The organism is Saccharospirillum mangrovi, assembly GCF_003367315.1.
GTDB classification, from domain to species: Bacteria; Pseudomonadota; Gammaproteobacteria; order Pseudomonadales; family Natronospirillaceae; genus Saccharospirillum; species Saccharospirillum mangrovi.
Genome location: NZ_CP031415.1, coordinates 3378262 through 3401738, shown reverse-complemented (window position 1 = coordinate 3401738; position 23477 = coordinate 3378262). Strand labels below are relative to the sequence as shown.

At 61.0% G+C, this 23477-nt stretch carries 17 protein-coding genes; 5 read left to right on the top strand and 12 right to left on the bottom strand.

Annotated features, from left to right (window positions below; translation table 11 throughout):
- Positions 1 to 31: 31 nt before the first annotated feature.
- The 3 genes from DW349_RS15890 to rpe are packed head-to-tail and all read right to left on the bottom strand — an operon-like array spanning position 32 to position 2222.
- Entirely contained in the window at positions 32 to 682 is a 651-nt protein-coding gene (locus DW349_RS15890; RefSeq protein WP_157954227.1) for an HAD-IA family hydrolase, read from the bottom strand.
- The gene (locus DW349_RS15885; protein ID WP_157954226.1) at positions 679 to 1509 is read right to left on the bottom strand and encodes an HAD-IIB family hydrolase; all 831 of its coding nucleotides are present in this window, start codon (positions 1507 to 1509) and stop codon (positions 679 to 681) included. The genes DW349_RS15890 and DW349_RS15885 overlap by 4 nt, the downstream gene beginning before the upstream one ends.
- Positions 1510 to 1544: 35 nt before the next feature.
- Positions 1545 to 2222: a ribulose-phosphate 3-epimerase gene (gene rpe, locus DW349_RS15880; protein ID WP_108124162.1), complete on the bottom strand. Its 678-nt coding sequence runs from the start codon at positions 2220 to 2222 to the stop codon at positions 1545 to 1547.
- Between rpe and DW349_RS15875 the strand changes: the two genes are divergently transcribed.
- On the top strand, positions 2206 to 3081 hold the full coding sequence (locus DW349_RS15875; RefSeq protein ID WP_162824654.1) for a DUF3530 family protein: 876 nt from the start codon (positions 2206 to 2208) through the stop codon (positions 3079 to 3081). The genes rpe and DW349_RS15875 overlap by 17 nt on opposite strands.
- A gap of 116 nt (positions 3082 to 3197) precedes the next feature.
- Entirely contained in the window at positions 3198 to 4766 is a 1569-nt protein-coding gene (locus tag DW349_RS15870; protein ID WP_108124160.1) for an HD-GYP domain-containing protein, read from the top strand.
- A 95-nt stretch (positions 4767 to 4861) separates the two neighbouring features.
- Here DW349_RS15870 and DW349_RS15865 read toward each other — a convergent pair whose 3' ends face one another.
- The 6 genes from DW349_RS15865 to DW349_RS15840 form a co-directional block, all read right to left on the bottom strand.
- Positions 4862 to 5863, bottom strand: a complete 1002-nt coding sequence (locus DW349_RS15865) for a cytochrome d ubiquinol oxidase subunit II (protein WP_108124159.1) — start codon at positions 5861 to 5863, stop codon at positions 4862 to 4864.
- Positions 5860 to 7242, bottom strand: coding sequence for a cytochrome ubiquinol oxidase subunit I (locus DW349_RS15860; protein ID WP_108124158.1), 1383 nt, complete (start codon positions 7240 to 7242; stop codon positions 5860 to 5862). Before DW349_RS15860 ends, DW349_RS15865 begins: the two co-directional genes overlap by 4 nt.
- Positions 7243 to 7252: 10 nt before the next feature.
- Entirely contained in the window at positions 7253 to 7792 is a 540-nt protein-coding gene (locus DW349_RS15855) for a GbsR/MarR family transcriptional regulator (protein ID WP_232819266.1), read from the bottom strand.
- A gap of 73 nt (positions 7793 to 7865) precedes the next feature.
- Complete coding sequence (locus DW349_RS15850) at positions 7866 to 9635, bottom strand: ABC transporter ATP-binding protein (protein WP_108124157.1); 1770 nt, start codon at positions 9633 to 9635, stop codon at positions 7866 to 7868.
- Positions 9632 to 11377, bottom strand: coding sequence for an ABC transporter transmembrane domain-containing protein (locus DW349_RS15845; RefSeq protein ID WP_108124156.1), 1746 nt, complete (start codon positions 11375 to 11377; stop codon positions 9632 to 9634). Before DW349_RS15845 ends, DW349_RS15850 begins: the two co-directional genes overlap by 4 nt.
- 65 nt (positions 11378 to 11442) lie before the next feature.
- Entirely contained in the window at positions 11443 to 12309 is an 867-nt protein-coding gene (locus DW349_RS15840) for a helix-turn-helix domain-containing protein (protein ID WP_108124155.1), read from the bottom strand.
- A 136-nt stretch (positions 12310 to 12445) separates the two neighbouring features.
- Between DW349_RS15840 and DW349_RS15835 the strand changes: the two genes are divergently transcribed.
- Entirely contained in the window at positions 12446 to 13408 is a 963-nt protein-coding gene (locus DW349_RS15835; protein ID WP_108124154.1) for a phytanoyl-CoA dioxygenase family protein, read from the top strand.
- Positions 13409 to 13622: 214 nt separating this feature from the next.
- On the opposite strand, the gene DW349_RS15830 is transcribed toward DW349_RS15835, so the two are convergent.
- Entirely contained in the window at positions 13623 to 18308 is a 4686-nt protein-coding gene (locus DW349_RS15830) for a translocation/assembly module TamB domain-containing protein (RefSeq protein ID WP_108124153.1), read from the bottom strand.
- Positions 18308 to 20134 carry an autotransporter assembly complex protein TamA gene (locus DW349_RS15825; RefSeq protein WP_162824653.1) on the bottom strand — a complete coding sequence of 609 codons (1827 nt, stop codon included), beginning with the start codon at positions 20132 to 20134 and terminating at the stop codon, positions 18308 to 18310. The genes DW349_RS15830 and DW349_RS15825 overlap by 1 nt, the downstream gene beginning before the upstream one ends.
- A 184-nt stretch (positions 20135 to 20318) precedes the next feature.
- Between DW349_RS15825 and DW349_RS15820 the strand changes: the two genes are divergently transcribed.
- Positions 20319 to 20597, top strand: coding sequence for a PA4642 family protein (locus DW349_RS15820; protein WP_108124151.1), 279 nt, complete (start codon positions 20319 to 20321; stop codon positions 20595 to 20597).
- Between the two features lie 20 nt (positions 20598 to 20617).
- Here the strand turns inward: DW349_RS15820 and radA are convergent, their stop codons facing one another.
- Positions 20618 to 22003, bottom strand: coding sequence for a DNA repair protein RadA (gene radA / locus DW349_RS15815; protein ID WP_108124150.1), 1386 nt, complete (start codon positions 22001 to 22003; stop codon positions 20618 to 20620).
- Positions 22004 to 22143: 140 nt separating this feature from the next.
- On the opposite strand from radA, the gene DW349_RS15810 reads away from it, so the two are divergent.
- Positions 22144 to 23475, top strand: a complete 1332-nt coding sequence (locus tag DW349_RS15810; protein ID WP_108124149.1) for a deoxyguanosinetriphosphate triphosphohydrolase — start codon at positions 22144 to 22146, stop codon at positions 23473 to 23475.
- Positions 23476 to 23477 lie beyond the last annotated feature (2 nt).

Here is a 23477-nt window from a genome sequence, read left to right as displayed (position 1 = left end):
CGCTTCGGCGCCCTTTTTTATTGAAAAATTCTTAACTCAAACACAGCTCAACAACGGCTGAAAATTCATCACAAATTTGCAGCGGTTGGTGCTCATCCAGTGGCTTGTTTTGGTGGTAACCGTAGCTGACCGCGATGCGCGGCATGGCGATTTTTTCGGCCGGAATTAAATCGTTTACCGAATCGCCAACCATAACGGCGTCGGCCGGTGATATTGCAAAACGGTCGCAGATAATTTGCAGGCTTTGCGGGTCGGGTTTGGGGCGGTCTACTTCGTCGCCGCACAACACCAGGTCGAAAGTGTCCGTTAATTCCAACTGGCGCAAAAAGGGTTCGGTGTAGTGCGACGATTTGTTGGTGACGCAGGCGAGTTTTAAACCGGCGGCTTTTAATTGCGCCAGGCCTTCGCGCACGCCGGGGTAGCAAACGGCGTTGCCGAGGGTTCGGTTGTAGTAATGCCGGAAGCGTTCGAGTGCCTGTTCGGAAGGCATCGAAATGTGCCGGAATTGCAGCGCGCGTTCGATCAGTTTTTGCGGGCCGTTGCCAACCCAAACCCGAACGTCTTCTTCGCTGCAAACTGGCGCGCCTTGTTCGAGCAAAACGCCATTCACCGCTTCCGCCAAACCCGGCACGCTGTCGACCAGCGTGCCATCGAGATCGAACAAGACCGCTTTTAAACTCACAGCGAAAATCCGTAGCGCTCGGCCAGGAAATAGGCGATGGCGTGGTCGGTATTTTTGCCAATGGTTCGAGTGGCGACGGCTTTTAATTCCGGCAGGCCATTTGCCATGGCGTAGGCTTCGTCGGCGCGTTCGAACATGGCGATGTCGTTGTCGGAATCGCCAAAACAGACCAGACGTTTGGCGCCGGTTTGTTGTTGCAGGTATTTCACTGCGTCGCCTTTGGTGCCTTCAACGTGGTGAATGTCGAGCCAGTAATAACCGTCGTGATACATATCGGCACCGGCGTAAACCTGTATGCCGGGAATGTCGGCCAGCTCTTCGGCCATGTACAGCACGCGTGCGTTTTCGGTGAGCGCGAAGATGTTGAACACCGTGCCGCGAATGGTGTTGAAATCGTTGTGGCGCTGAATGTCGAGCGCCTGGCTTTCCATGTAGCGCACCCAGCTTTGTTCGCGTTCGTTGTCGGAATGGCGCACGGCGGCGCCGATGCGGTTGTTGTCGTTCAATACGTTCGCCATGGCGTTGATGCCGTGGGCGTCGAGCCGGTTGCAGACTTCAAGAAATTCGTCGCGGTCGAGCGGTTGGGTGTGAATTGAACGGTCGTCGTTCAAGTCCCAGATCAGTACGCCGTTTTTATACGCCTGCGGATGCTTGAAGCGCATATCGGGCAGGGCTTCGCGCGCGCCTTGTGGCAGGCGGCCGGTGGCGACGGTCCAGGCAATGCCGCGCTGGTCCAGTTCGTTGAGGGCACGACGGGTCACGTCGGAAATGCGTTCGTCGGCGTCGATGAGCGTGCCGTCGAGGTCAAACACCAATAATTCGTCCACGGAGTCTCCGTTGGTTTGGGTTTTGGATGGGGCGGTCAGCCGACTTTTGCGGCCGCCAGTTCAGCGCGCATGGCGGCGATGCGTTCGGCGTAGTCGTCGGCGCCAAAAATGGCGCTGCCGGCTACGAAGGTGTCGGCGCCGGCTTCGGCGATTGCACGGATGTTGTCGACCTTCACACCGCCATCGACTTCCAGCCGAATGTCGAATCCGCTGGCGTTGATGCGCTGGCGTACCTGGGCGATTTTATCGAGCGCGGCGGGAATAAAACTCTGGCCGCCGAAGCCGGGGTTGACCGACATGATCAGCACTTGGTCGATTTTATCCATCACGTAATCGAGGTAACTGAGCGGTGTAGCCGGGTTGAACACTAAACCAGCGCGGCAGCCGCCAGCGCGGATCAATTGCAGTGAACGGTCGATGTGATTGCTCGCTTCGGGGTGAAACTGAATGGTGCTGGCGCCCGCCTCAATAAAGTCGCCAATCAGCCGATCAACCGGAGACACCATCAGATGCACATCCAGCGGTGCCGTGACACCATAGTCGCGCAACGCCTGGCAGAACATCGGGCCCATGGTCAGGTTGGGCACGTAATGGTTATCCATCACATCGAAGTGCACCCAGTCGGCGCCAGCGGCCAGAACGGCAGCGGTGTCTTCGCCCAGGCGGGCAAAATCGGCGGAGAGTATGGACGGCGCTATGACAAAATCCGACATCGGTGGGCAGTCTCTTGGCGGGCGGAAGGCTCATTGTAGTGACGCCCAAGGGCAGGTCAAACGGCGATTTCTGACGCTGCTGGGCTTGCTGCTGTTGCCTGCGCTGGGCTGGGCCGAAGCGCTCGATCAGGCCCATCAAAACCACCTCACTGACATGGCAACCTACTACCGAAATGCCCTGCGCGGTGAAGAAGTGGTGGAGCTGAATGCTGCCGGCGAACCCTTTCTCGGCCTCTGGCTCGAACAGCGTACCGGCACGCCGCAAGGCGGCATTTTGCTGTTGCACGACCAGGGCCATAACCCCGACTGGCCGTTCCGGCTGCAACAGGCACGTTCGTATTTGCCCGATGTTGGCTGGAGCACTTTGTCGATTGCCTTGCCCCGCACACCGGACGACCGCACCGATGCCGATTTCGACAGCCTGACTATGGCGCGCGTTAACGCCGGCATCGACCGGTTGATTCAGGAAGGCCAGCTCAATCTGGTTCTGCTCGGTTATGGCGAAGGCGCGTACTGGGCGGCGCGCTATCTGGCCGTGGCCGGGCCGGCGCCGGAGAACTTCGGCTATGCGCTGATGATGGTCGATGCCACGCCGAATCGCGCCGATCTGCCGGGTCTGATCGGCCAATTGCAGGTGCCGGTGCTGGATCTGGTGTTCGACGACGGTAACTGGGCCAAACGCAACGCCCGCGAGCGCAAAGCCGAGGCGGCGCGCAATCAGTTGGAGAACTATTTATTAATCGAGGACGCCCCGGACGGCACCTTCCTCGGTGAACCCAACCCGAGCCGCACCACGCGGCGTTTGTGGGGATGGCTGCGTTCCAACGCAGCCGGTCAGGAAGTCGATGTGAAGCCCTAGAGGTGTGATATAGTTCACAGCACTCAAATGGGAGTGATTGCTAGCTTCAATGGGACAGCTGAAGCCGTCTGTACCAGACTGGACTCAGGCCTTGAAGCAGCAGCAGGAGAGATGGGATGAAACCCTCCGAGGCAGCAGTACCCGCCGCGTCCGAATGGAGCGCCGACAACACCAGCGATCTGTTGGTTCGTCTGGCCCAGGAAAAAGGCGTCGGCAACCTGATGCAGCGCATTCTGCGGGAAGCGCGGCAACTGACCGGCGCCGAAGGTGGCACCTTTTATCGGTTTATTGATGACGGCCAGAACTCGCGACTGGCGTTTTCGGTGGTGCATAACACCGTGCTCGGCATCGAAGCGGTCATCAACGAAGGTCAGGACAACGGCTGGCCGCCGATTCCGCTCTATAAAGAAGGCGAAGCCAACCACCGCAATGTGGCTTCCCATGTCGGCCTGACCCGCCAGGCGGTCAACATCGCCGACGTTTACGACGCCGAGATGTTCGATTTCACCGGCACCCGCCATTTCGACGCCCAGCACGGCTACCGTTCCCAGTCGATGCTTACCCTGCCGCTGCTCAACCATGAAGACGACATCATCGGCGTGATGCAGTTGATCAACGCCCGCGATGAAGACGGCAACACCCGCGCCTTCCTGCCGGAAGACCAGGGTACTGTTCAGGCCATGGTCAAGTTCGCCGCCCTGACGCTCGACAACCAACTGCTGGTGCAGAGCCACAAAAACCTGCTCGACGCCTTTATCCAGGCGCTGGCACGCATCATCGACGTACGTTCGGCGCACACCTCGGCGCACTGCCAGCGCATTCCGGTATTGACCGAATTAATTGCCCAGGCCGCCTGCGAACAAACCGACGGCCCCTTCGCCGACTTTAATCTGAACGACGACGAATGGTACGAACTGCACGTCGCGGCCTGGTTGCACGATTGCGGCAAGCTGGCAACGTCGGAAAACGTGTTGAACAAAGGCCGCAAACTGCAAAAACTGCACGACGGTTTTGAAGCCGTGCGCGCCCGCTTTGCCGCCGCCATTGCCGTGGCGCAAAGCGACGACGAAAAAGTCGCGCTGCGTGATGACATGGAATTCGTCGAACAGGTCAACCGCGGTGGCGAATTCATGTCCGACGAATACAAAGCGCGCATCGAACGCATCGCGACTCAGACCTGGCCCGACGCATACGGTGCGTTGCAACCGCTGCTCACCGAAGACGAGGTGTACAACCTCAACATCACGCGCGGCACCATCAATAACGAAGAACGCGCCGAGATTAACCGCCACATCGACATCACCATCGACATCCTTGAAGGCTTGCCGTTCCCGCCGAAACTGCGCCGGGTACCGGAATACGCCGGCGGCCACCACGAACGCATGGACGGCAAAGGCTACCCACGCGGCCTAACGCGCGACCAACTGTCCATCCCCGCCCGCATGATGGGTGTCGCCGACATCTTCGAAGCCCTGACCGCCAAAGAACGCCCCTACAAACCGCCCATGCCACTGAGTCAGGCATTCACCATTTTGCGCCGCATGCGCGATGACAATCACATCGACCACGAAGTCTTCGAACTGTTTTTACGCAGCGAAAAATGGCGCAAATATGCGCAGGATCATTTGCTGCCGGAGCAGGATGATATTGTTGATGTGGAGCAGTTTATTACGGGAGACGCTTGACGGAAGACGCAGGACGCCAGATACGAAACAGGCACCCAAGGGTGCCTGTTTGCTATTCAGCGTCTTCCGTTAAGCGTTAAGCGTCTCCCACCACGTCAGTGGTAACGCAACTCCGTCGATTTCCCCCAAAACACCCGATACGCATAAATCGTATAAGCCAGGATCAGCGGCAATACGATGGCGACGCCGACGCCGATAAAGCGCAGTGAGGCTTCGGCGCTGGCGGCTTCGACGGCGCTGATGCGGCCGGGGACGACGTCGGGGAAGAAGCTGTAGGCCAGGCCGAAAAAGCTGAGTACGAACAGGAAGGCGGTGGCGGCAAATGGCAGCCAGCAGCCGACGTCGCCACGTGTGGGCACCTGACGCAGATACTGGTCGGTGACGACGATCATCACCAGGCACATCAGCGGAATCGGCACCAGCAGAATGACGGCCGGCAAGGTGAACCAGCGTTCGGCGACGGCCGGGCTGACCAGCGGGTTGAGAATGCTGATGGCGGCCAGGCCCAGGGCAGCCAGCCAGCCGCTGCGACGTGACCAGCGCGCGGCGCGGGCCTGTAAGTCACCTTCGGTTTTCATGACCAGCCAGGCGCCGCCGATGTAGGCGTAACCGGCGGCAACGCAGACGGCGCTCAGGCCGGCAAAGGCGTGCGCGACGGTGCTGTTTTCAAAACCGAGCACGTAGCGGCCGAGCATGTAGCCTTGGGTGGTGGCGGAAATGATTGAGCCGACTTTGAAGGCGATGTCCCAGAAATGCCGGTGGCCGGTGACGGCTTTGGCGCGGAAGTCGAATGAGACGCCGCGCAGAATCAGGCCGAGCATCAGGATGGCGGCGGGCAGATACAGCTCGCGCAGCACCAGCGAGTGCGCTTCGGGAAAGGCGATCAACAGAATGCCGACGGCCAGCACCAGCCAGGTTTCGTTGGCGTCCCAGAATGGGCCGATGGAGGCGATCATGCCGTCGCGCTGGGCTTCGTTGTTCAGCGGCAGCAGAATGCCGACGCCCAGGTCGTAGCCATCCAGCACGGCGTATACCAATACCGCCAGACCCATCAAAAACAGAAAAATGTACGGCAGCCAGTCACCGGGAATCATCATGCGTCGGTCTCCGCGTTGTGATGGGTGTTCAGGTAATTGATGTCGGTGGAAATTTCATATTCCTCCACCTTGACCGATTTGCGCGCCATGTAGAACAAGGTCTGGATGTAGGCGAACAGCAGGCCGGCGTAGAGCAACAGATACATGGTCAGCGAGATGCCAACCTGGCCGCTGGGCACGGAGGTTACGGCCTGGTCGGTGGTCAGTACGCCGGTGACCAGCCACGGCTGGCGACCGATTTCGGTGACGTACCAGCCGGCCAGCGTGGCGATCCAGCCGGCGAATGTCATGCCGACTAACACGCGTTGCAACCAGACCGGCGGGTCGGTGCGATGGCTGGTTAAATGCCAGAAGGTTGTCCAGCTGACGAGCAACATCAGCAGACCCATACCGACCATAACGCGGAAGCCGAAGAAGACGGGTTTGACCGGCGGGTGCATGTCGCCGAATTCGTTCAGGCCGCGAATTTCGCCATCGGTTTTGTGCGTCAGAATCAGGCTGGCAAGGTTGGGTACGGCAATTTCAAAATGGTTTTCGCGGTCGGTTTCATCCGGCCAGGCAAACAGCAGCAGCGGTGCGCCGCGTTCGGTTTCCCACACCGCTTCCATCGCCGCCACTTTTTGCGGCTGGTGTTCAAAGGTGTTCAGACCGTGCATGTCGCCGACGATGATTTGCGCCGGAATCAGCACCGCGGCCACCGTCATTGCCGTTTTCAGCGCCACGCGCGGCGCGTGTTTGACGTCGCCTTTGAGCAGTCGGTAGGCGGAAACACCGGCGACCAGGAAGGAAGCGGTCAAGCCGGAGGCGATCAGCATGTGCGTCAGTCGGTACGGCATCGACGGGTTGAAGATGATCGCCCACCAGTCGAGCGGCATGGCGACGCCATCGACCATTTCGAAACCGGCCGGCGTGTGCATCCACGAATTCAGCGCCAGAATCCAGAACGCTGACAGCGTGGTGCCAATGGCGACCAGAAGAGTGGCCAGGGTGTGCACCCAGTTGGGCACGCGGTGGATGCCGAACAGCATGACGCCGAGGAAGGTCGCTTCCATAAAGAAGGCGGTCAGCACTTCGTAACCGAGCAAGGGCCCGGCGATGTTGCCGACGGTTTCCATGTAGCCCGGCCAGTTGGTGCCGAACTGGAAACTCATGGTGATGCCGGATACGACACCGAGCGCGAAGGTGAGCGCGAAAATCTTCACCCAGAAACGGTACACCCGCATCCACACCGGATGGCGCGACAGGTTGGAGCGAATTTTGAAATAGAACAGCAACCAGCCCAGCGCGATGGTGATGGTGGGAAACAGAATGTGAAAGCTGATGTTGGCGGCGAACTGGATGCGCGACAACAACAAGGTTTGAGCTAGATCGGCTTCCATGTGGTCTCCGTCAGTCGTTACGGTTGCCCGGACGAATCCGGTCCGTGAATTTGAGTACGCCGGTGCCTAACGTCAACAGACGCTTGAGCTGTTCGGGCGTGAGGCTTTGTAGGTCGTCGAAGCTGCGATTGAGCAATTCCAGCAGGTCGTAAATTTCCTGCAACTGCTGGCGGGCGTGACTCGGCGGGTCATCCTCATTGCCATCGAGCAATTGGCTGCGCAGCAGCGACAGCGTTGGGTCCATCTCGCGTTTTTTGCGTTCCGTCAGCACCTGTTGCGCCAGTTCCCAGATGGTTCCGGCGGCGACCAGATAATCTTTGCGATCACCCGGTTCGCGGTGGGTGCGCACCAGATGCCAGGCGTGCAGTTCCTTGGCGGCCATACTGACATTGCCGCGTGACACTTTCAGCGACGCGGCGATGTCGTCGGCCGACAGCGGCCGATCGCTCAACACGATCAACGCTAGCATCTGGCCCACGGTGCGGTTGAAGCCCCAGCGGCTGCCCATCTCGCCAAAATGCACGACTATGTTTTCCAGGTCTGGGGTCAAGGTGAACTCAAGTTTCAGAAATTTCTGAAAGTTTAAAAACTTATTGATGAATCGCCAAGTCTTTTGATGTAAATCAATGCGCGACGCTCGTCGTTGGGGCCTCGCCGGCGGTCGGGTCTTTGCGCAACTGCAACTCATACAGATGCTTGTACAACCCTTCTTCGGCGATCAGCTCGCGGTGGTTACCCATCTGCTGAATCTGGCCCTGGTGCAGCACCACCAGCCGGTCGGCGTCTTTTACTGTGCTCAGCCGGTGCGCGATGGCGATCAGCGTAACGCGTCCGCGCAGCGCCATCAGTGAACGCTGTATCAACGCTTCGGTGTGGCTGTCGATGTTGGCGGTGGCCTCGTCGAGGATCAGGATGTCCGGCTGGCGCGCCAGCGTTCGCGCCAGGCTCAACAGTTGCCGCTGGCCGCTGCTGAGGTTGCTGCCGCGTTCGGTCAGCACCGTCTGGTAGCCGTTGGGCATGCGCGCAATGCTGTCGTGCAGTTGTGCCTGCCTGGCGGCCGATTCGATGTCGGCGTCGCTCAGCGGCAGCTCCAGACGAATGTTGTCGGCGATGGTGCCAGCGAAGATAAAGGGATCTTGTTGCACCAGCCCCAAACGTCGGCTGCGCTCAACCGGATCGATGCGCTCCAGCGGCACACCGCCGACCAAAACCTGGCCGAACTGAATCGGATAAAAGCCCATTAACAGCGACATCAAGGTGCTCTTGCCTGAGCCGGTGTGACCGACGATGCCGATAAACGCACCCGGCTCGATGCGCAGATCGATGTCGCGCAATACGGTGTGGCGGCCGTCGTAGCTGAACACTTCGATGTCGAATTGCACCGAGGCGTTGTTGGGCATTTCCGGATGTTTGGGTGCGCTGACAATCGGTTCGTCGAGCAACTGGAACACGCGGTCGGCCGAAACCAGCGCCTGCTGGAACAGGTTCAACCGCGAAATCATATCGACCATCGGCTCGGTCAAATTGCCCAGGTAATTCAAGAAGGCGTAGATCACACCAACCTGGATGGCGCCGGTCGGGCTCAGGGCATCCATGCCGAAGGCGTACAGCAGCGCTGCCAGCACCGCCATGTAGAGGAAGTCGATCAGCGCGCGCAGCATGATGCCGTCGATGAAGATGTTGCGGATTTTGGCGCGGTAGTGGTCGGTCGAGGTGTTGCCAAAGGCTTTGCTGAACGCGCCCTGCTGATTCATCAACTGGATGACGCTCATGCCCTGAATGCTTTCGTTGAGTCGGGCGTTGATGTCGCTCAGTAAGGTGCGCACGCGCTGAAACACCGGCGTCGAGATTTTGCTGTAGGCGACCATGGCGGCAACGATGCCAGGCACCAGGGCGGCGCTGATCAACATCAAATGCCAGTCGAGTAACGCCATGGCGATCAGGATGCCGGTCATGCGAATGGAGTTTTGCACCACCACCGAAATGACGTTGACGTACAGGTCTTTGATCGTCTCGGTGTCGTTGGTGATGCGGCTGACCAGGCTGCCGGTCGGGGTACGGTCGAAGAACGCCATCGGCAGGCGGATGACGTGCGCAAACACCTGTTCGCGAATCGTCTGCACCACGTTCAGTGCGATCTTGTTGAAGCGAATGGCCTGCTGAAAAAAGGTCGCCGCCGACACCAGTTGCGCGGTGATGTACGCCAGTACCAGACCGACAATGGGGCCGAGGGTCCAGTCGCCGGGCGTTAAATGCCGGTCGATAAACACCTTGATCAAATACGGCCCGAGCACGTTGCCGGCGGTGGCAACGGCGAGCAGCAAGACGGCCTGCAACAGCAAGCGACGATAGGCCAGCCCGTAACTCAGCAGACGCAGAAAGGGGCGGTTCATCGGCCGTCCTCCACGGTGCGTTCGAGCTGTTGGTAATCGTAGGTGCGGCGGTACCAGCCGTCGGCGGCGAGCAGTTCGTCGTGCGTGCCGCGCTCAATCACCCGGCCCTGATCGAGCACCAGAATGGTGTTGGCGGCTTCAACCGCGCTCAGCCGGTGGCAGGCGATGATCGTCGTGCGGCCGGCGCGGGCCTGTTGCAGGTGCGCCAGAATCTGTTTTTCGGTGCCCAGATCGACCGCCGACAGGGCGTCGTCGAGCACCAGCACCGGGGCGTCGAGCAACAGCGCCCGCGCCATGGCGATGCGTTGTTTCTGGCCGCCCGAGAGCGTGACGCCGCGTTCGCCAACGCGAGTGCTGTAGCCGTCGGCAAAGCGCTGGATGTCGTCGTGCACCTGGGCGATTTTGGCGGCGGTTTCGATGTCGGCGACACTCGCATCCGGTTTCGCCAGCGCGATGTTTTCCGCGACGCTGGCAGAAAACAGGAAGGGCGTTTGCGGCACCACGGCCAGATGGCGGCGCAGGTTCGCCAGGCTGTAGTCGGCGAGCAGGTGGCCGTCGAGCGCAATGCGCGCGCCGTCGCTTTCGTGCAGGCGCAGAATCAAGTCGATCAAACTGGTTTTACCCGCTCCAGTCGGCCCGACCAAGCCGATTAGCTGGCCCGGTTCGATGTCCAGTTGGATGTCGCTGAGCACCGCCGGGCCGTCCGCTTGATGCGAAAAATGGTCGATGTCGATGCGCAACGCCGGGGCGGCATCGCCGTCGAACTGGCCGGTGTCGGCGATGGCCGGTGCTGTGTCGAAGATTTCCTGAATGCGCTGATAGGCTGCCTGGCCGCGTTCAACCAGATTCAACATCCAGCCGACGGCGAACATCGGCCACACCATAAAGCCCAGATAGAGCGTGAAACTGGTCAGATGGCCGAGGCTCATCTGGTCGTGCACGATGAGCCAGGCGCCACCGGCGATGCTGAGAAAAAACGACGTGCCAATAGCCAGCGAAATGGCCGGATCGTATTTGGAATCGGTGCGCGCTACTGACTGGTTGGCGCGGTTGGCATCGCGCGCGATGGTGTTGAAACCGGCGTCTTCGACGGTTTCGCGACCAAAAGCGCGGATCAGCCGAATACCGGCGAGGCTTTCCTGCACCCGGTCGTTCAGATCGCTGAAACGCGCCTGGGCGATGTGAAACGAGCTGTGCAATTCCTGGCCGAAACGCCACATGAAATAACCGACCACCGGCCAGGGCAGCAGCGCCACCAGTGTCAGTTGCCAACTGATTTGCGTGGTCAGCACCAGCAACACCAGCAGGCCCGTGAGCGCGCCGTCGAATAACGCCAGCACGGCTTCGCCGGCGGTCATTTCCACGGCCTGGATATCGTTGGTGGCGCGCGCCATCAGGTCGCCGGTTTTGTGTTGTTGGAAGAAGGACGGCGGCTGGCGCGTCAGGTGTTGATAAAGGTCGCGGCGCAGCCGGTTGGCGAGCGCAAAACTGGCACCAAAGAGCGCCACACGCCACACCACCCGCAGGGTGTAACTGACCAGCGCGACGCCGAGCACAATGCCAACGTTCGTCAGCAATTGCGACCGGGTCAGGCTGCCATCGGCGATGGCATCGACAATGCGGCCGGTGATCCAGGGCGGCACCAGAACGGCGAGTCCAACAACCACCAGCGCCAGCACGGCCATGCCATAACGACGCCATTCTTCGCGGAAAAACCAACGCAATTGCCAGAAGACCGACACCCCAACCCCCGCGCTCAATGAAGGCGGGCAGCATAGTGAAGGGTCGGCGAAAAAACCAGACTGGGTTAGGGCGACGGCTGCGGAAAACGGCGGCGCAATTCGCTCGGCGTTTCGCCGCGGTATTTGCGAAACAGCCGATTGAAGTTAGCCAGATTGCTGAAGCCGTTGCGCTCGGCGATCAGCGCGATGGGTTGCTCGCTGCCGATCAGATCGGCGCAGGCGTGGCCGAGCCGCACCTGAGTCAAATAGTGATGCACGCTTTGTTTCATGTGGCGCCGAAAAAACCGGCTCAGCGTCGCTGGGCTGGTATGCGCCCGGGCGGCCAGTTGGGCCAGCGACAATGGCTCGGCAAAGCGCTGGTGAATTTGTTCGAGCACGGCGCTGAGCTGTTGCTGATCGGACGGCGGCGGGCCTTCGGCGGCAAAGCTGGGCGAGGCCAGCGTTTGGCCTTGAGCGCTGAGCAGTTGGTCGAGAATGCCGAGCAAACCGGCCAGGCGCTGACGCGGCGGCGCTTCGACCAAGGCTTCGATGGCGGGCCGCAACGCCGTGCTGGTGGCGGCGTCGAACGCCAAACCCTGGCGTGCCCGGTTCAGCAACGCCGGCAAGGCGCGGTATTCGGCAAAGCCGGCGCTGAGCCGCTGCACCCAATCCTGACTGAACCAAAGCACGAAGGCGGTGTGTGGCGCGGCTGGGTCGGGTCGCTGCAACGATTGCCAGGAGTGCGGCAGGTTGGGGCCGATCAACACCAGATCGCCCGATTGATAACTGCCCAGATGGTCGCCCACGTAGCGCTTGCCGGCGCTGTTGATCGTCAGCGTCAGTTCGTATTCCGGGTGGAAATGCCACTCGAATGGCAAGGCGTCCAGTTGGCGATGAAAGAAGCGCCAGGAGGCGTCGGCCGGGGTTTCAATGTGTTCGTGGAAGGCGCGCATGGCAATGCATATCGACCGTTGAGCTTGGCAAGGTTGATCGGAAAGTATCATTCATTGCGCGTTTTGAACAACACGCCGTCGCGCCGCCAGCCACAATGCAAACTCCAACAACAAAGCTCGACGCAAAGGTGATTCCATGAGTGCTCAACCCGCCAACCGCTACGGCTTCGGCGACAACGCCCCGGGCAATAATTCCATCGGCAATACCGGCGATGTGCAACTGCGCGACCTGCGCAAACAGCGGCCGCTGCGTGTGCTCAGCGAAGCCGATTTCGCGCACTGGCAGAGCAACGGTTATGTGATTGTGCGCAACGCCATCGATGCCGATGCCGTCGAACGCACCCGCGCGCTGCTGTGGGAATTCCAGGAAATGGACCCGAACGACAGCGCGACCTGGTATCAGGATCAGCGCCGCGATCACGCCATGGTCGAGCTGAACAACTCCGGCATGGTCGAGTGCTACAACCATCCGCTGCTGTGGGCCAACCGCCAGACGCCGCGCGTCTACGACGCCTTTGTCGATATCTGGGACCGCGAGGATTTGTGGGTCACCATCGACCGCGCCAATCTCAACCCGCCCAACAACAGCCAGCGCGCGTTCAGCGGCTTTATTCACTGGGACGCCAACACCACGCTCGACCCGTTGCCGATTAACGTCCAGGGCGTGCTGGCGCTGAGCGACACCGACGACGACACCGGCGGCTTCCAATGCGTGCCGGAACTGTTCCGCGATTTCGACGCCTGGCGCGCCAACCAACCGGCTGATCGCGACCCGTACCGCCCCGACCTGGGCGAGTTGCAACCGACGTCCATTCCCATGCGCGCCGGCGATCTGTTGATCTTCAACTCGCTGCTGGCGCACGGCATTCGCCCCAACCGTTCCGACCGGGTGCGCATGGCGCAATACATCGCCATGGTGCCGGCCGACGAAGCCAACACTGAAATGCGCGACTGGCGCGTGCAATCCTGGCGCGACCGCGAACCGCCACAAGGCTACGCCTTCCCGGGCGATCCGCGTGAGTGGGAGAAGGTGAAGTATGGGCGGGCGGAGCTGACGGAGCTTGGGGAGAAGTTGTTGGGGTTAAAGTCCTGGCGTTAACGCCAGGGCTTCAACGGGAGACGCTTAACGGGAGCGGTACGCCGCCCGGACGGGAGACGCTAAATAGCGGCGACGGGCTGGTTTTAATGGTCTAGTGTCTCACGTCTGGGCGGCGTACCGCTCCCGGGTGCGCAGCACCCCAGCGTCTTCCGGGCGCAAGCACTTCAGCGTCTCCCGTCTCCCGTCAAGCGTCTCCCGGGCGCCCACCGGCGCCCTAATAATCCTCACTCCAGTTCAACTCCAAGCCGCCTGAACCATATTGCCCATTGGTGTAGAGCTCCAAACTGACTTGCGGCGTGACCTGGAATTGCAGTCGGCCGGCGAAGCTTTGTTCGGTGCGTACGCCGGATTCGACTTGCAGATAGAGTTGGTCGGAGAGGTATTTGCCGGCCTGGACGTTGACGCCGGTTTCGCCGGCTTCGTTGACGTCGCTGTCGAGCGACAGTGAATCCAGGCCGAGCAGTTCGCGTGTGGTGCCGAACAGGTCCAGGCCGGAATTGGGGTCGCGCAGGCTGTTCAGAGCGGTTGCCAGCTGGAACGCCTGGACGGCGTTCATTTCGTTCAGGCTGGTGCCGAACAGCAGTCGTGCCAGCAGTTCGTCGTTGGCCAGCGCGGGTGTCGAGGTCAGCGTCAGGTTGAGCTGATCCTGAGTGCCGGTGATGCGCAGGTCGACGCTCAGTTCCGGGTTGCTGTAGCTGGCGGTGATGTCGAGCAGAATCTGGCTGCCCTGCACCTGAATGTTGCCGTCGGTAATCTGGAAGATTTTGCCGAAGGCGGTGTAGGTTCCGCGAATCACCTGGAAGCGACCGCCGACCTGCGGGCTGGTCAGTTCGTCGCTTAAATCGAGTTCACCCGAGAGTTCCGCTTCCAGACCCTGGCCGTAAATCTGTGCCCGGCGGTCGGCGCGCAGTCGCACTTGCCATTGGCCTTGCGGTGCCAGTGGGCGCGGTGCGGCTGCGTCGTCTTCGTCGGTGGCGGTGCTGTCGTTGCGCACGATGTTCAGGCTGGGCGCGCCACTTTGCAGCAGCGAATTGAGCTGGATGGTTAACGGCGAGACCTCGACGTTGCCGGAGGCAAGTAAGTCGCGCCACGGGCCGGCGACGCTGATTTCGCCGCTGACGCTGGCGTCCATATCGGCGCGGCGCAGCAGGTGGGCGTTGCGCGTGGTCATGGTCAGATCGAGGTCCGGCATCCACCAGACTTCGCGCTCTTCCGGCCACACCACGGAACCGGCCAGACCGACGCGGCCGCCGCCGTCGTCGCTGGCGTCGAGCGTCAGTTGCAGCGTGCGGTTGTCGGCGTTCAGTTCACCGTTCATGTCTGACAATACGGCGCCGTAGGTGGCGTTTTCATAGCGGCCGCCGCTTAAGCGCAGATCGCCGTTCCATTGCGGTTGCGTCAGGCTGCCGTCGATGGTCAGACGGCCTTGCAACTGGCCGCTGAAATCCTGATCGGGGCGGCCCTGGAAGAACGGATCGAAGACGGTGGAGTCGGTATCGAAACGGAATTCGGCGTTGAACGGCCGGTCGGTGGGTTCGCCTTTCCAGTCGCTGAGCGCGGTTTGGGCGGTGTGCACGGCGACGCTCAAACGCTCGATGTCGTTTTCGTTGAGGCGGGCGTTGAGACGGTGTTCGCCGTCCAGGGTGTCCAGATCCAGGTGCAGCGTCAGCGGCCAGCGCTCGGATTGCCAGTCGAGATCGGCGCGCACTTCCGGTTTGTCGGTCGAGCCGGTCAGTTCGAAATCGCCGGCCAGTTCGCCGGCCCACTCGGGTCGGTTGGCGAGCCAGTAGCGGCTGTCGATGATGTTAACGTCGCCGTTCAGCGTTAAGGCGTTCATCGAACCCGCGCCGCTGAGTGACAACTGGCCGGCCTGGCCTAAATCCGCTTCGGCCCGCGTCAGTTTCCAGTCGTCGCGCCGGCCGGCGCCGTCGATGTCGATGCGCCAGGCGGTGGCTTCGGTCAGGCCGATGTTGACGGGCTGCCATTGGCCGGTGGCTTGCAGTTGTAAGTCGATGGCCGGGTCCATCATCGAGCCGGCGAGGCCGAGGTCGGCGTTCAGTCGGCCGCTGACGCCGCGATCGAGCGGTATGCCCAGGGCGCGCAGTTGCTCGATGTCGAGGTCGATGACGCTGAGTTGGCCGTCCAGTTGTTCGCCGCTGCTGCTCAGTTCGCCGTCCAGTTTGGCGTCGCCCCAGAGCAGATTGAGGCTGTGGTCGAGTGCACCTTGCCACTCGCCTTTGCCGTGCCAGTTCAACCAGAAACTGCGCTCACGGAAACGACCGTCGGCGCGCAGTTGGCCGTCGAGCGTTAATTGCGGCCATTGGCCCTGGGCGGACAGTCGGCCGGAGGCTTCGCCGGTTAAGGTGTCGAGCGGCGCACGCAGGTTGTCGGGCAGCCAGGGTTCGACGCGGGCCCAGTCGAGTTGCGTCAGATCGGCGTCCATATTGACGGTCTGGCTGTCTCGCTGGTACTGGCCGCTCAGCGTCAGCGCGGCCGATTCGGAGTTCAGTTGCAGACGTTCGATGTCCAGTTGCTGCGCGCCGGCGGCGTTCAATTCAAGTTGCAGTTGCAATGGCGTTTGCGCCAGTTGGCCGGTGAAGTCGGCCTGGCTGTCGCTCAGCGTCGGTTGCAGTAACGGGCCGCTGATGTGACCGCTGGCGTTGGCGAGGCCGGTCAGTTGGTCGAGCGGTTCGGGCAACGTCAGCGGCAGTAATTGCAGTTGCTCGACGGTGAAATCCTGGACCTCGAAGTCGCCGTCCAGTGCTGGTGCGAAGGGTTCCAGCCAGCCGTCGTAGCGCACTTCGGCGTCGCCCCAGCGCACCCAGCTGTGATCAATTTGCCAGTGCTGGCGTTGCTGCGCCTGAACCTGCAAATGGGCGTTCAACGGCGTGCTTTGCCATTGGCCGTTGAGTGTCAGATCGGAGCGCAAACGCGGTTGGGCCCAGGGGCCGTTCAGGCTCAGTTGGCCGTCAATCTGGCCGCTCAGTTCGTCGAACAGTGTCGGCCAGGCTGGTGTGAATGGGCGGATGCTGGCTAAGCGGACGCCTTGCGGTGTGGCGTTCAGATCGATGCGCCGCTCGCGCCAGTTCACTGTGCCTTCGATGCCGGTTTGGGTGTCGCCGAGTTCGACCTGGCTGGCGCCCAGTTGCACCCGATGCAGGTTCAGTGCGTTCACCGCGACCTCGGCGCGCAGGCGTTGCTGCTGCCATTGGCCCTTAACGTTGAGCGCGCCTTCGGCGTCGGGGTTGCGCAGGTCGCCGTGCCAGTCGAGTTGGCCGTCAACGGTCCAGTCGTGATCGCCGGGCAGACGTGCGCCAAACACTGGCAGCCAGTCGGAATGCACCTGACTGAAACGGCTGTTTGCCGTCAGCGTGAGGGCGGAGAAATCGATCGTGGCGTGGCCCGTTGCTGTGCCCAGATCGGAACGCAGGTCGATGTCGGCCAGCGTCAGTTGTTGCACGCTCAGTTGCACCGGCGTGTGCAATTGCAGCGGCTGGTCCTGATAGGCGCCGCTGGCGCTCAGGTCGGCATTGAGCACCGGCTGGCGCAGCGGGCCGTTAATCACGCCGCTGACGTTGGCGTCGTCGATGTGAATGGCGCTGGGCCAGGCCGGCACCCAGGGGCGCCAATGGCGGTCGGCGATGTGTTGGCCTTCGAGCGTTAAATCGAGCCGTTGCTGCGTCCAGTCAACGCGGCCGACGGCCTGCAACTGCGCCGGCCCCCAGCTCAGATCGAGCTGGTCGATGGTGACGGCGCTGAGTGTGGCACTGGAGCGGGTGGTCAGTTGCACGGCTTCGTCACGCCATTCGCCGGTGAAGGCGGCGTTACCGGCAAAGCGCGGCGTGCGCCAGCCGCCGGTCAGTTGACCATTAACCGAGACCGCGCCGTCGAGCCCGTCCAGCGGCAGCCAGGGCCGCGCCAGTGCCAGCGGCAGAGCATCGGCGTGCAGCGATAAATCGGCCCGATCGGCCTGAATGAAACCGTGCACCCGGGCCGGTTGGCCGTCGGCGCTGACGTCGAATTCGGAGAAAAACAATCGGCTGTTGTTGGGATCGAAGCTGATGTCGCCGCTGGCGCGCAGCGATTGCTCGCGCCAGGGCAGCGCCAGTTGGTCGATGCTCAGTTGAATCTGGCCCTGGCGTTGGCTCAGCTCCAGATCCCACTCGCCAGTCACCGCTTGTGGCAGCGGCCACTCGAAGGCACGCGCCCAGGCGCTGTCGGCTGGGGCGTTCAGCTCGCCTTGAATGCGCAGGGCGTCAACCGCATCGACGTTGACTTCAAGTCGAAGTTCGCTGGTGTCGCCTTCGCTTAAGGTGACATCCAGCCGGGCCGGCCAGCTGCCCCAGTTGACGGCCAGTTCGCCGCGCACCGTAGTGCTTAAGTCGGGCAGGGCCGGATGTTGGAGGCTCAGCCGGTCAACGTCGAGTTGATCCAGACGGGCGCTGGGCAGCTTTGCCCACAGGGCGGCGACGTCGGGAATGCTGAACGGTTTGCCGGTGTTGTCTTCACTGTCTTCGCTGGGTTCGGCTGCCGGAATGCGGACATCGATGTCGGCCGCTTTCAGTTGTTCCAGCCACAGCCGTTTCTGCCACAGGTAACTGGGTTGCCAATGCAGTTGCAGATCGGTGGCGTCTACGGCCGGGCCGGTGTCGCCGCTGCGCCAGCTCAGGCGTTCAAAATGCCATTCGCCCAGCGATGGGCTGCGTGCGCCCTCGGTGTCCAGATGTTGCTGAGTGACTTTGGGCAGCGCGTATTCGACCAGGCTGAGCACTGTCAACCGGCCGCTTTCGCTGGCCAGCAACCAGGCGAGTGTCAGCGCCAGTATCAACACCAGACCGAGCAGGCTGCCGAGGCCGATCAGCCAGGCGCGGGCGGCGCCCTGTCGCAGTCGCCAGGCCATCAGAATGCCTGTCCCAGGCTGATGTAGAGCTGATAGGTGGGGTCGCCTTCGCGCGGCCGCAGCGGCATGGCGACATCGACGCGGATCGGCGCAAAGCGGGTGAAGTAGCGCAGGCCAACGCCGGCGCCGCTGTACCAGTCCTGATCGCTGGATGTCGGGTCCCAGTTGTCGCTGATGCTGGCACTGTCGGCGAACAACACCAGCCCCCAGTTGTCACTGACCTGAGCGCGCAATTCCAGGCTGCCCTGCCATTGCTGGGTGCCGCTCTGGTCGGTGCCGTTGATGCCGATGGAGCGGTACGGGTAGCCGCGTACCGAGCCGCCGCCGCCCGCCAGTAAGCGGTCGGACGCCGGTACGTTGTCGAGATCGGCCGTCCTGGTCAGCGGCCACAACGAAAACCATTCCACCCGGGTGGCGATGACCAGCTCATCACTGGCCGGCGTGAACCCGGACCAACCCAGGGTGCCGATCCAGAACGGATCGCTGGAGCCGGACAGACTCCACACCTGCTCGGCGCCGACGTTGTAGCGCTTGCCGTCAACCGGGTTCAGGCTGCCGGCCGAGCCATCGAATTGATACGCCAGCGGCACCCGCACCAGGCTGAAGGTGCTCCATTCGCCGTCCACGCGTTCGTCACTGCGCCGGTACGCCAGACCGTAGCTGTAGGTGTCGCGGCTGGAGGCGCGGCGGTCGATCGTGGCGCGGCTTTCGTAGATGTAATACTCGTCGTCTTCCGGCGTTTCGTGGCTGGCGCTGTTGTTCACCGTCAAGGTATTGCGCGCTTCCAGGAAGCCCGGCAGCGTCAAAATGACGTTTGCGCTCTGGCGTTCCTGTTGCAGGCTGGTGCCCAGTTCCAGCCATTGGGCGCGGTGCGCCAGATTGCGGTTTTCCCAACCCAGCGTCAGACCCAGGCCCTGATCGGTGTCCCAGCCGATACCGGCGCGGATGGTGCGTGGTGAGCGCTGTACTAAATCAAAGGTCACCAGGACATTGCCGTCGGCATCGCGGCTCAATGAACGACGCACCGTGGCAAACAGTTGTGTCTGATACAGGTTGATCACCGCCTGGTCCAGATCGGCACGGCGGAAACAGGCGCCGCTTTTCAGGCCGGTCTGGCGGAGCAGATAGGCGGCGTTGATCTCGTCCGCGCCGCGGAACTGAACGTCGCCGATGCGCGACACCTGGCCGGCGTTGACGCGATAGCGCACATGGCCGCCGGCTTCTTCCGGCACCAGGCGCACTTCGTGGCTGAGCGACAATTGAAAGAAACAGCCCTGGTCATCGACGATGGTTTGCAACGCTGACTGGTCGGCCAGAATGGTTTCGGCATCAAGCGGTTCACCGACGCTGGCTTCCGGCCAGTCGTCCGGCAATTCCAGTTCGACGCCTTGAATATCGACCGACAGCACCTGATAACGCGGCCCGGTATCGACACGGTAATGCAGCTGTTCGCCGTCGTCGGTTTCTTCGATGCGGTGCAGAATCTCGGCGTCGTAATAGCCGCGCGAATCGAGCCATTGCGTCATGCGCTGGCGTTCACCTTCGGCCAGGCGGTTGGAGCGGGGGGACAGTTGAATGGCGCGCAGTGAATCGCGGTACTGCCGTAACTGATCGAGCAACTCGCCCTGCAAGGCACGATTGCCCGGCGACACCGTAATATCCGAGCGTCGAATGCTGGGCAATTCTTCCGCCCGGGCCAGGCTGATCGTCATCACCAGCGCGACACCGAGAACGGTCGGCAGGAAACGGTTGGCAGTGATGACGAACCCCTTATGCAATGCAGTCTCAATGTGGATGGTGAATGCGCCGTTCAGTGTCGTCAGCAAGCCTGAACTCGGCCTGAAGATTTTATCCAACAAAAATAACGCATATAGCCGGCTTGGGCGCATTTATTCCAACAGAGCATTTCACCCAAGCCGACGATAACTTTAGAATGCCGCGCTTTGGCTCCGTTGAGCCAAGTCAGCATTCACCCCAAAACCCAACCTGCCGACTCGATTGAGGCCACCGATGAAACGAGACAAGAAACGTGTTGAAGGCGAAACCTGGAGCGAGGAACGGCTGGCGGAATATCTGGGCTTCAAAACATACGACGGCACCGACCCGGATTTCCATTGCCTTTACCGCGCATATACCCGCATGAACGAAGAAACCTTCGCTCGTTTCGTACAACTGTTTCGTGAGCAGGGCCGCAACGTTCAGGCGACCAATCTCGAGGGCCAGACGCTGGCGGAAATCGTCGCTAAGCACGCGCAGTCGGAAGATTATCTGGCGGCTCTGTCTGCTTAAATCTTGTCCGCTTAAACGAATCAGATTTCCTGCAAGGCGGCCAGCACTTCATCAAGACGCTGGGCGCCGATCACCGTCATTCCCTCAATCGGTTTTTTCGGCAAGTTCGCCTTCGGCAAAATCGCTTTTTTAAAACCGTGTTTGGCCGCTTCCGACAAGCGTTCTTGACCGTTCGGCACTGGCCGCAATTCGCCGTTCAAACCCAGCTCGCCAAACACCACCCAATCGCGCGGCAGCGGTTTGTCGCGCAGGCTCGAAAGAACGGCCAACAGCGTTGCCAGGTCGGCGCTGGTTTCGGTCACGCGCACACCGCCGACGACGTTCAGAAACACATCCTGATCGCCGGTAAAAACACCGCCGTGGCGATTCAGAATGGCCAGAATCAGACTCAGCCGATTGGTGTCCAGACCAACAGCAATGCGACGTGGATGGCCCATGCTGGTGCCGTCTACCAACGCCTGCAACTCGATCAGCAACGGCCGGGTGCCTTCCCAAACGACAGTCACGACCGAACCCGGCGCGTCGTCACTGCCCTGATTCAGAAAAATCGACGAAGGGTTTTTCACCTCTTTTAAACCGCTGTCGAGCATGGCGAACACGCCCAGTTCGTTGACTGCACCGAAACGGTTTTTGATGGCGCGCAAGGTGCGAAAACGACTGTCGCCAGAACTTTCCAGCATCACTGAAGCATCGATCATGTGTTCCAAGACTTTTGGTCCGGCCAGGCTGCCGTCTTTAGTGACGTGGCCGACCAGAATCAGGATGGTGCCGGTCTGCTTGGCGAAGCGCGTCAGCCAGGCGGCCGATTCACGCACCTGCGACACCGAGCCTGGCGCGGATTCCACATCCGGCGCGTGCATCACCTGAATCGAGTCGATAACCAGAATTTTCGGCGCGACCTCTTTGGCGGTTTCGGTGATCGACTCGACCGAGGTTTCCGCCAGAATCGACAGCTCGTCCATCGGCAAATTCAGGCGTTTGGCGCGCAGCGCAATCTGCTGCACCGATTCTTCGCCAGAGACATAGAGCACCGGAATCTGCCGTGCCAGATGGCACAGCGTCTGCAACAACAACGTCGATTTACCGGCACCGGGATGACCGCCGATCAACACCGCGCTGCCGCCGACCAGACCGCCGCCGAGCACGCGATCGAATTCGCCCATGCCGGTGGCAATGCGCGCCTGTTCGGCCAGATCGACATCGGAAAGTTTCTGAATGCGCGAGCGACTGCCGGCGAAACCGTCGCGGCGGGTGTCGCTGAAATCGGGTTGGCGCGCCGCCACGCCGGTGGCTTCACGGAATTCTTTCAGTGTGTTCCAGGCTTTGCATTCGGTGCACTGGCCCTGCCATTTGGAATAGTCAGCGCCGCATTCGCTGCACACGAACTGAAGTTTGCTCTTGGCCAAAGAAGGCTGCCTCGGTGATGACGAAATCGATGAAATGGGCGCCAAGTTTGACACAGCCGATCAACCTCATAAACGGCCTTTGCTTGCCAGCACGCTGGCCGTCCGGGATCATTCACGCACGATTGTTTTGAGAGACCGACATGGACTGGACCCAACTGCTGACCACCGAACGCTACGGCCATCAGGCCATCGACGCCGAGGAACTCGGTCGCAGCCATTTCCACAAAGACCACGACCGCATCGTCTTCTCCAGTGCCTTTCGCAAACTCGGCGGCAAGACACAGGTGCATCCGCTGGCGAAAAACGACCACGTGCACAACCGGCTGATTCACAGCCTGGAAGTGGGCAGTGTGGGGCGCAGTCTGGGCATTCGGGTGGGCGAACGCATACGCGATCAGTTGCCGAATTTTATCGAGCCGGACGACCTGGGCGTCATCGTGCAGAGCGCTTGCCTGGCGCACGACATCGGCAATCCGCCGTTTGGCCACGCCGGCGAATACGCGATTCAGGATTGGTTCAAACAGCCGGAAAACGCCTACCTGATGGAGCCGTTGAGCGAAGCAACCAAACGCGACCTGATGCATTTCGAAGGCAACGCCCAGGGCTTTCGCATCGTCGCGGAAGTGGAATATCACCTCGGGCGCGGCGGCTTGCGGCTGACGTACCCAACGCTCGGCGCCTCGATCAAATATCCGTGGACGGCGGCTGGCATGGGGCCGAAAGGCAAGTTCAGTTGCTTCACTGGTGAACAGCCGATTCTGCAAAAACTCGCCGCGCAATTGGGTTTGGTGCCGCGCGGTGAGTTCGGTTTTGCGCGCCATCCGTTGAGTTATTTAATGGAGGCCGCCGACGACATCTGTTATGCCCTGATCGATCTGGAAGACGCGGTGGAATTGCACATTCTGGAATTCGAAGAAGTGCGCGATGTGTTTCAACAGATTCAAGGCGCCGGCGATTTAAAACTCGACAGCGCCGACAACGGCATTTCCTCGGGTCGGCAACTGGCCGCGCTGCGCGGCAAAACCATTGGCGTGATTGTCGATGCCGTGGTCGATGCCTTTATCCAACAACAGGACGCCATTTTAGCCGGCACCTTTGAAGGCGATTTGATCGCCAGTTGCCCGCCGCGCATCGTCGAAGGCATTCAACGAGCTAAGACACTGGCCTACACCAAGGTGTTTCTCGACACCCAGAAAACCGAAACCGAAATTGGCGCCTACGCGGTGTTGAGTACTTTATTGCAGGCGTTCATCACCGCCGGTTTTGAATTGCACAACAAGGGCGATTACAAGCAACTGAGCTATCGCGCCAAGCGCGTGTTCGATTTGATGGGCGACGAAGCCCCGACGGCGCAGAGTTCATTGGAAACGATTTACCACCGGCTGATCGATCACATAGCGGGGATGACCGATAACTACGCCAGCTATCTGGCCCGCCAGATTGGCGGGCCGTCGCAGCCGCATTTTGTTTGAGG

What these genes read in the sequence shown, in the direction of transcription:
- DW349_RS15875 (WP_162824654.1), top strand. Translation starts at nt 2,206, where the DNA reads ATGACAAAATCCGACATCGGTGGGCAGTCTCTTGGCGGGCGGAAGGCT.
- rpe (WP_108124162.1), bottom strand. Translation starts at nt 2,222, where the DNA reads ATGTCGGATTTTGTCATAGCGCCGTCCATACTCTCCGCCGATTTTGCC.
- DW349_RS15870 (WP_108124160.1), top strand. Translation starts at nt 3,198, where the DNA reads ATGAAACCCTCCGAGGCAGCAGTACCCGCCGCGTCCGAATGGAGCGCC.
- DW349_RS15865 (WP_108124159.1), bottom strand. Translation starts at nt 5,863, where the DNA reads ATGATGATTCCCGGTGACTGGCTGCCGTACATTTTTCTGTTTTTGATG.
- DW349_RS15860 (WP_108124158.1), bottom strand. Translation starts at nt 7,242, where the DNA reads ATGGAAGCCGATCTAGCTCAAACCTTGTTGTTGTCGCGCATCCAGTTC.
- DW349_RS15850 (WP_108124157.1), bottom strand. Translation starts at nt 9,635, where the DNA reads ATGAACCGCCCCTTTCTGCGTCTGCTGAGTTACGGGCTGGCCTATCGT.
- DW349_RS15840 (WP_108124155.1), bottom strand. Translation starts at nt 12,309, where the DNA reads ATGCGCGCCTTCCACGAACACATTGAAACCCCGGCCGACGCCTCCTGG.
- DW349_RS15835 (WP_108124154.1), top strand. Translation starts at nt 12,446, where the DNA reads ATGAGTGCTCAACCCGCCAACCGCTACGGCTTCGGCGACAACGCCCCG.
- DW349_RS15830 (WP_108124153.1), bottom strand. Translation starts at nt 18,308, where the DNA reads ATGGCCTGGCGACTGCGACAGGGCGCCGCCCGCGCCTGGCTGATCGGC.
- DW349_RS15820 (WP_108124151.1), top strand. Translation starts at nt 20,319, where the DNA reads ATGAAACGAGACAAGAAACGTGTTGAAGGCGAAACCTGGAGCGAGGAA.
- DW349_RS15810 (WP_108124149.1), top strand. Translation starts at nt 22,144, where the DNA reads ATGGACTGGACCCAACTGCTGACCACCGAACGCTACGGCCATCAGGCC.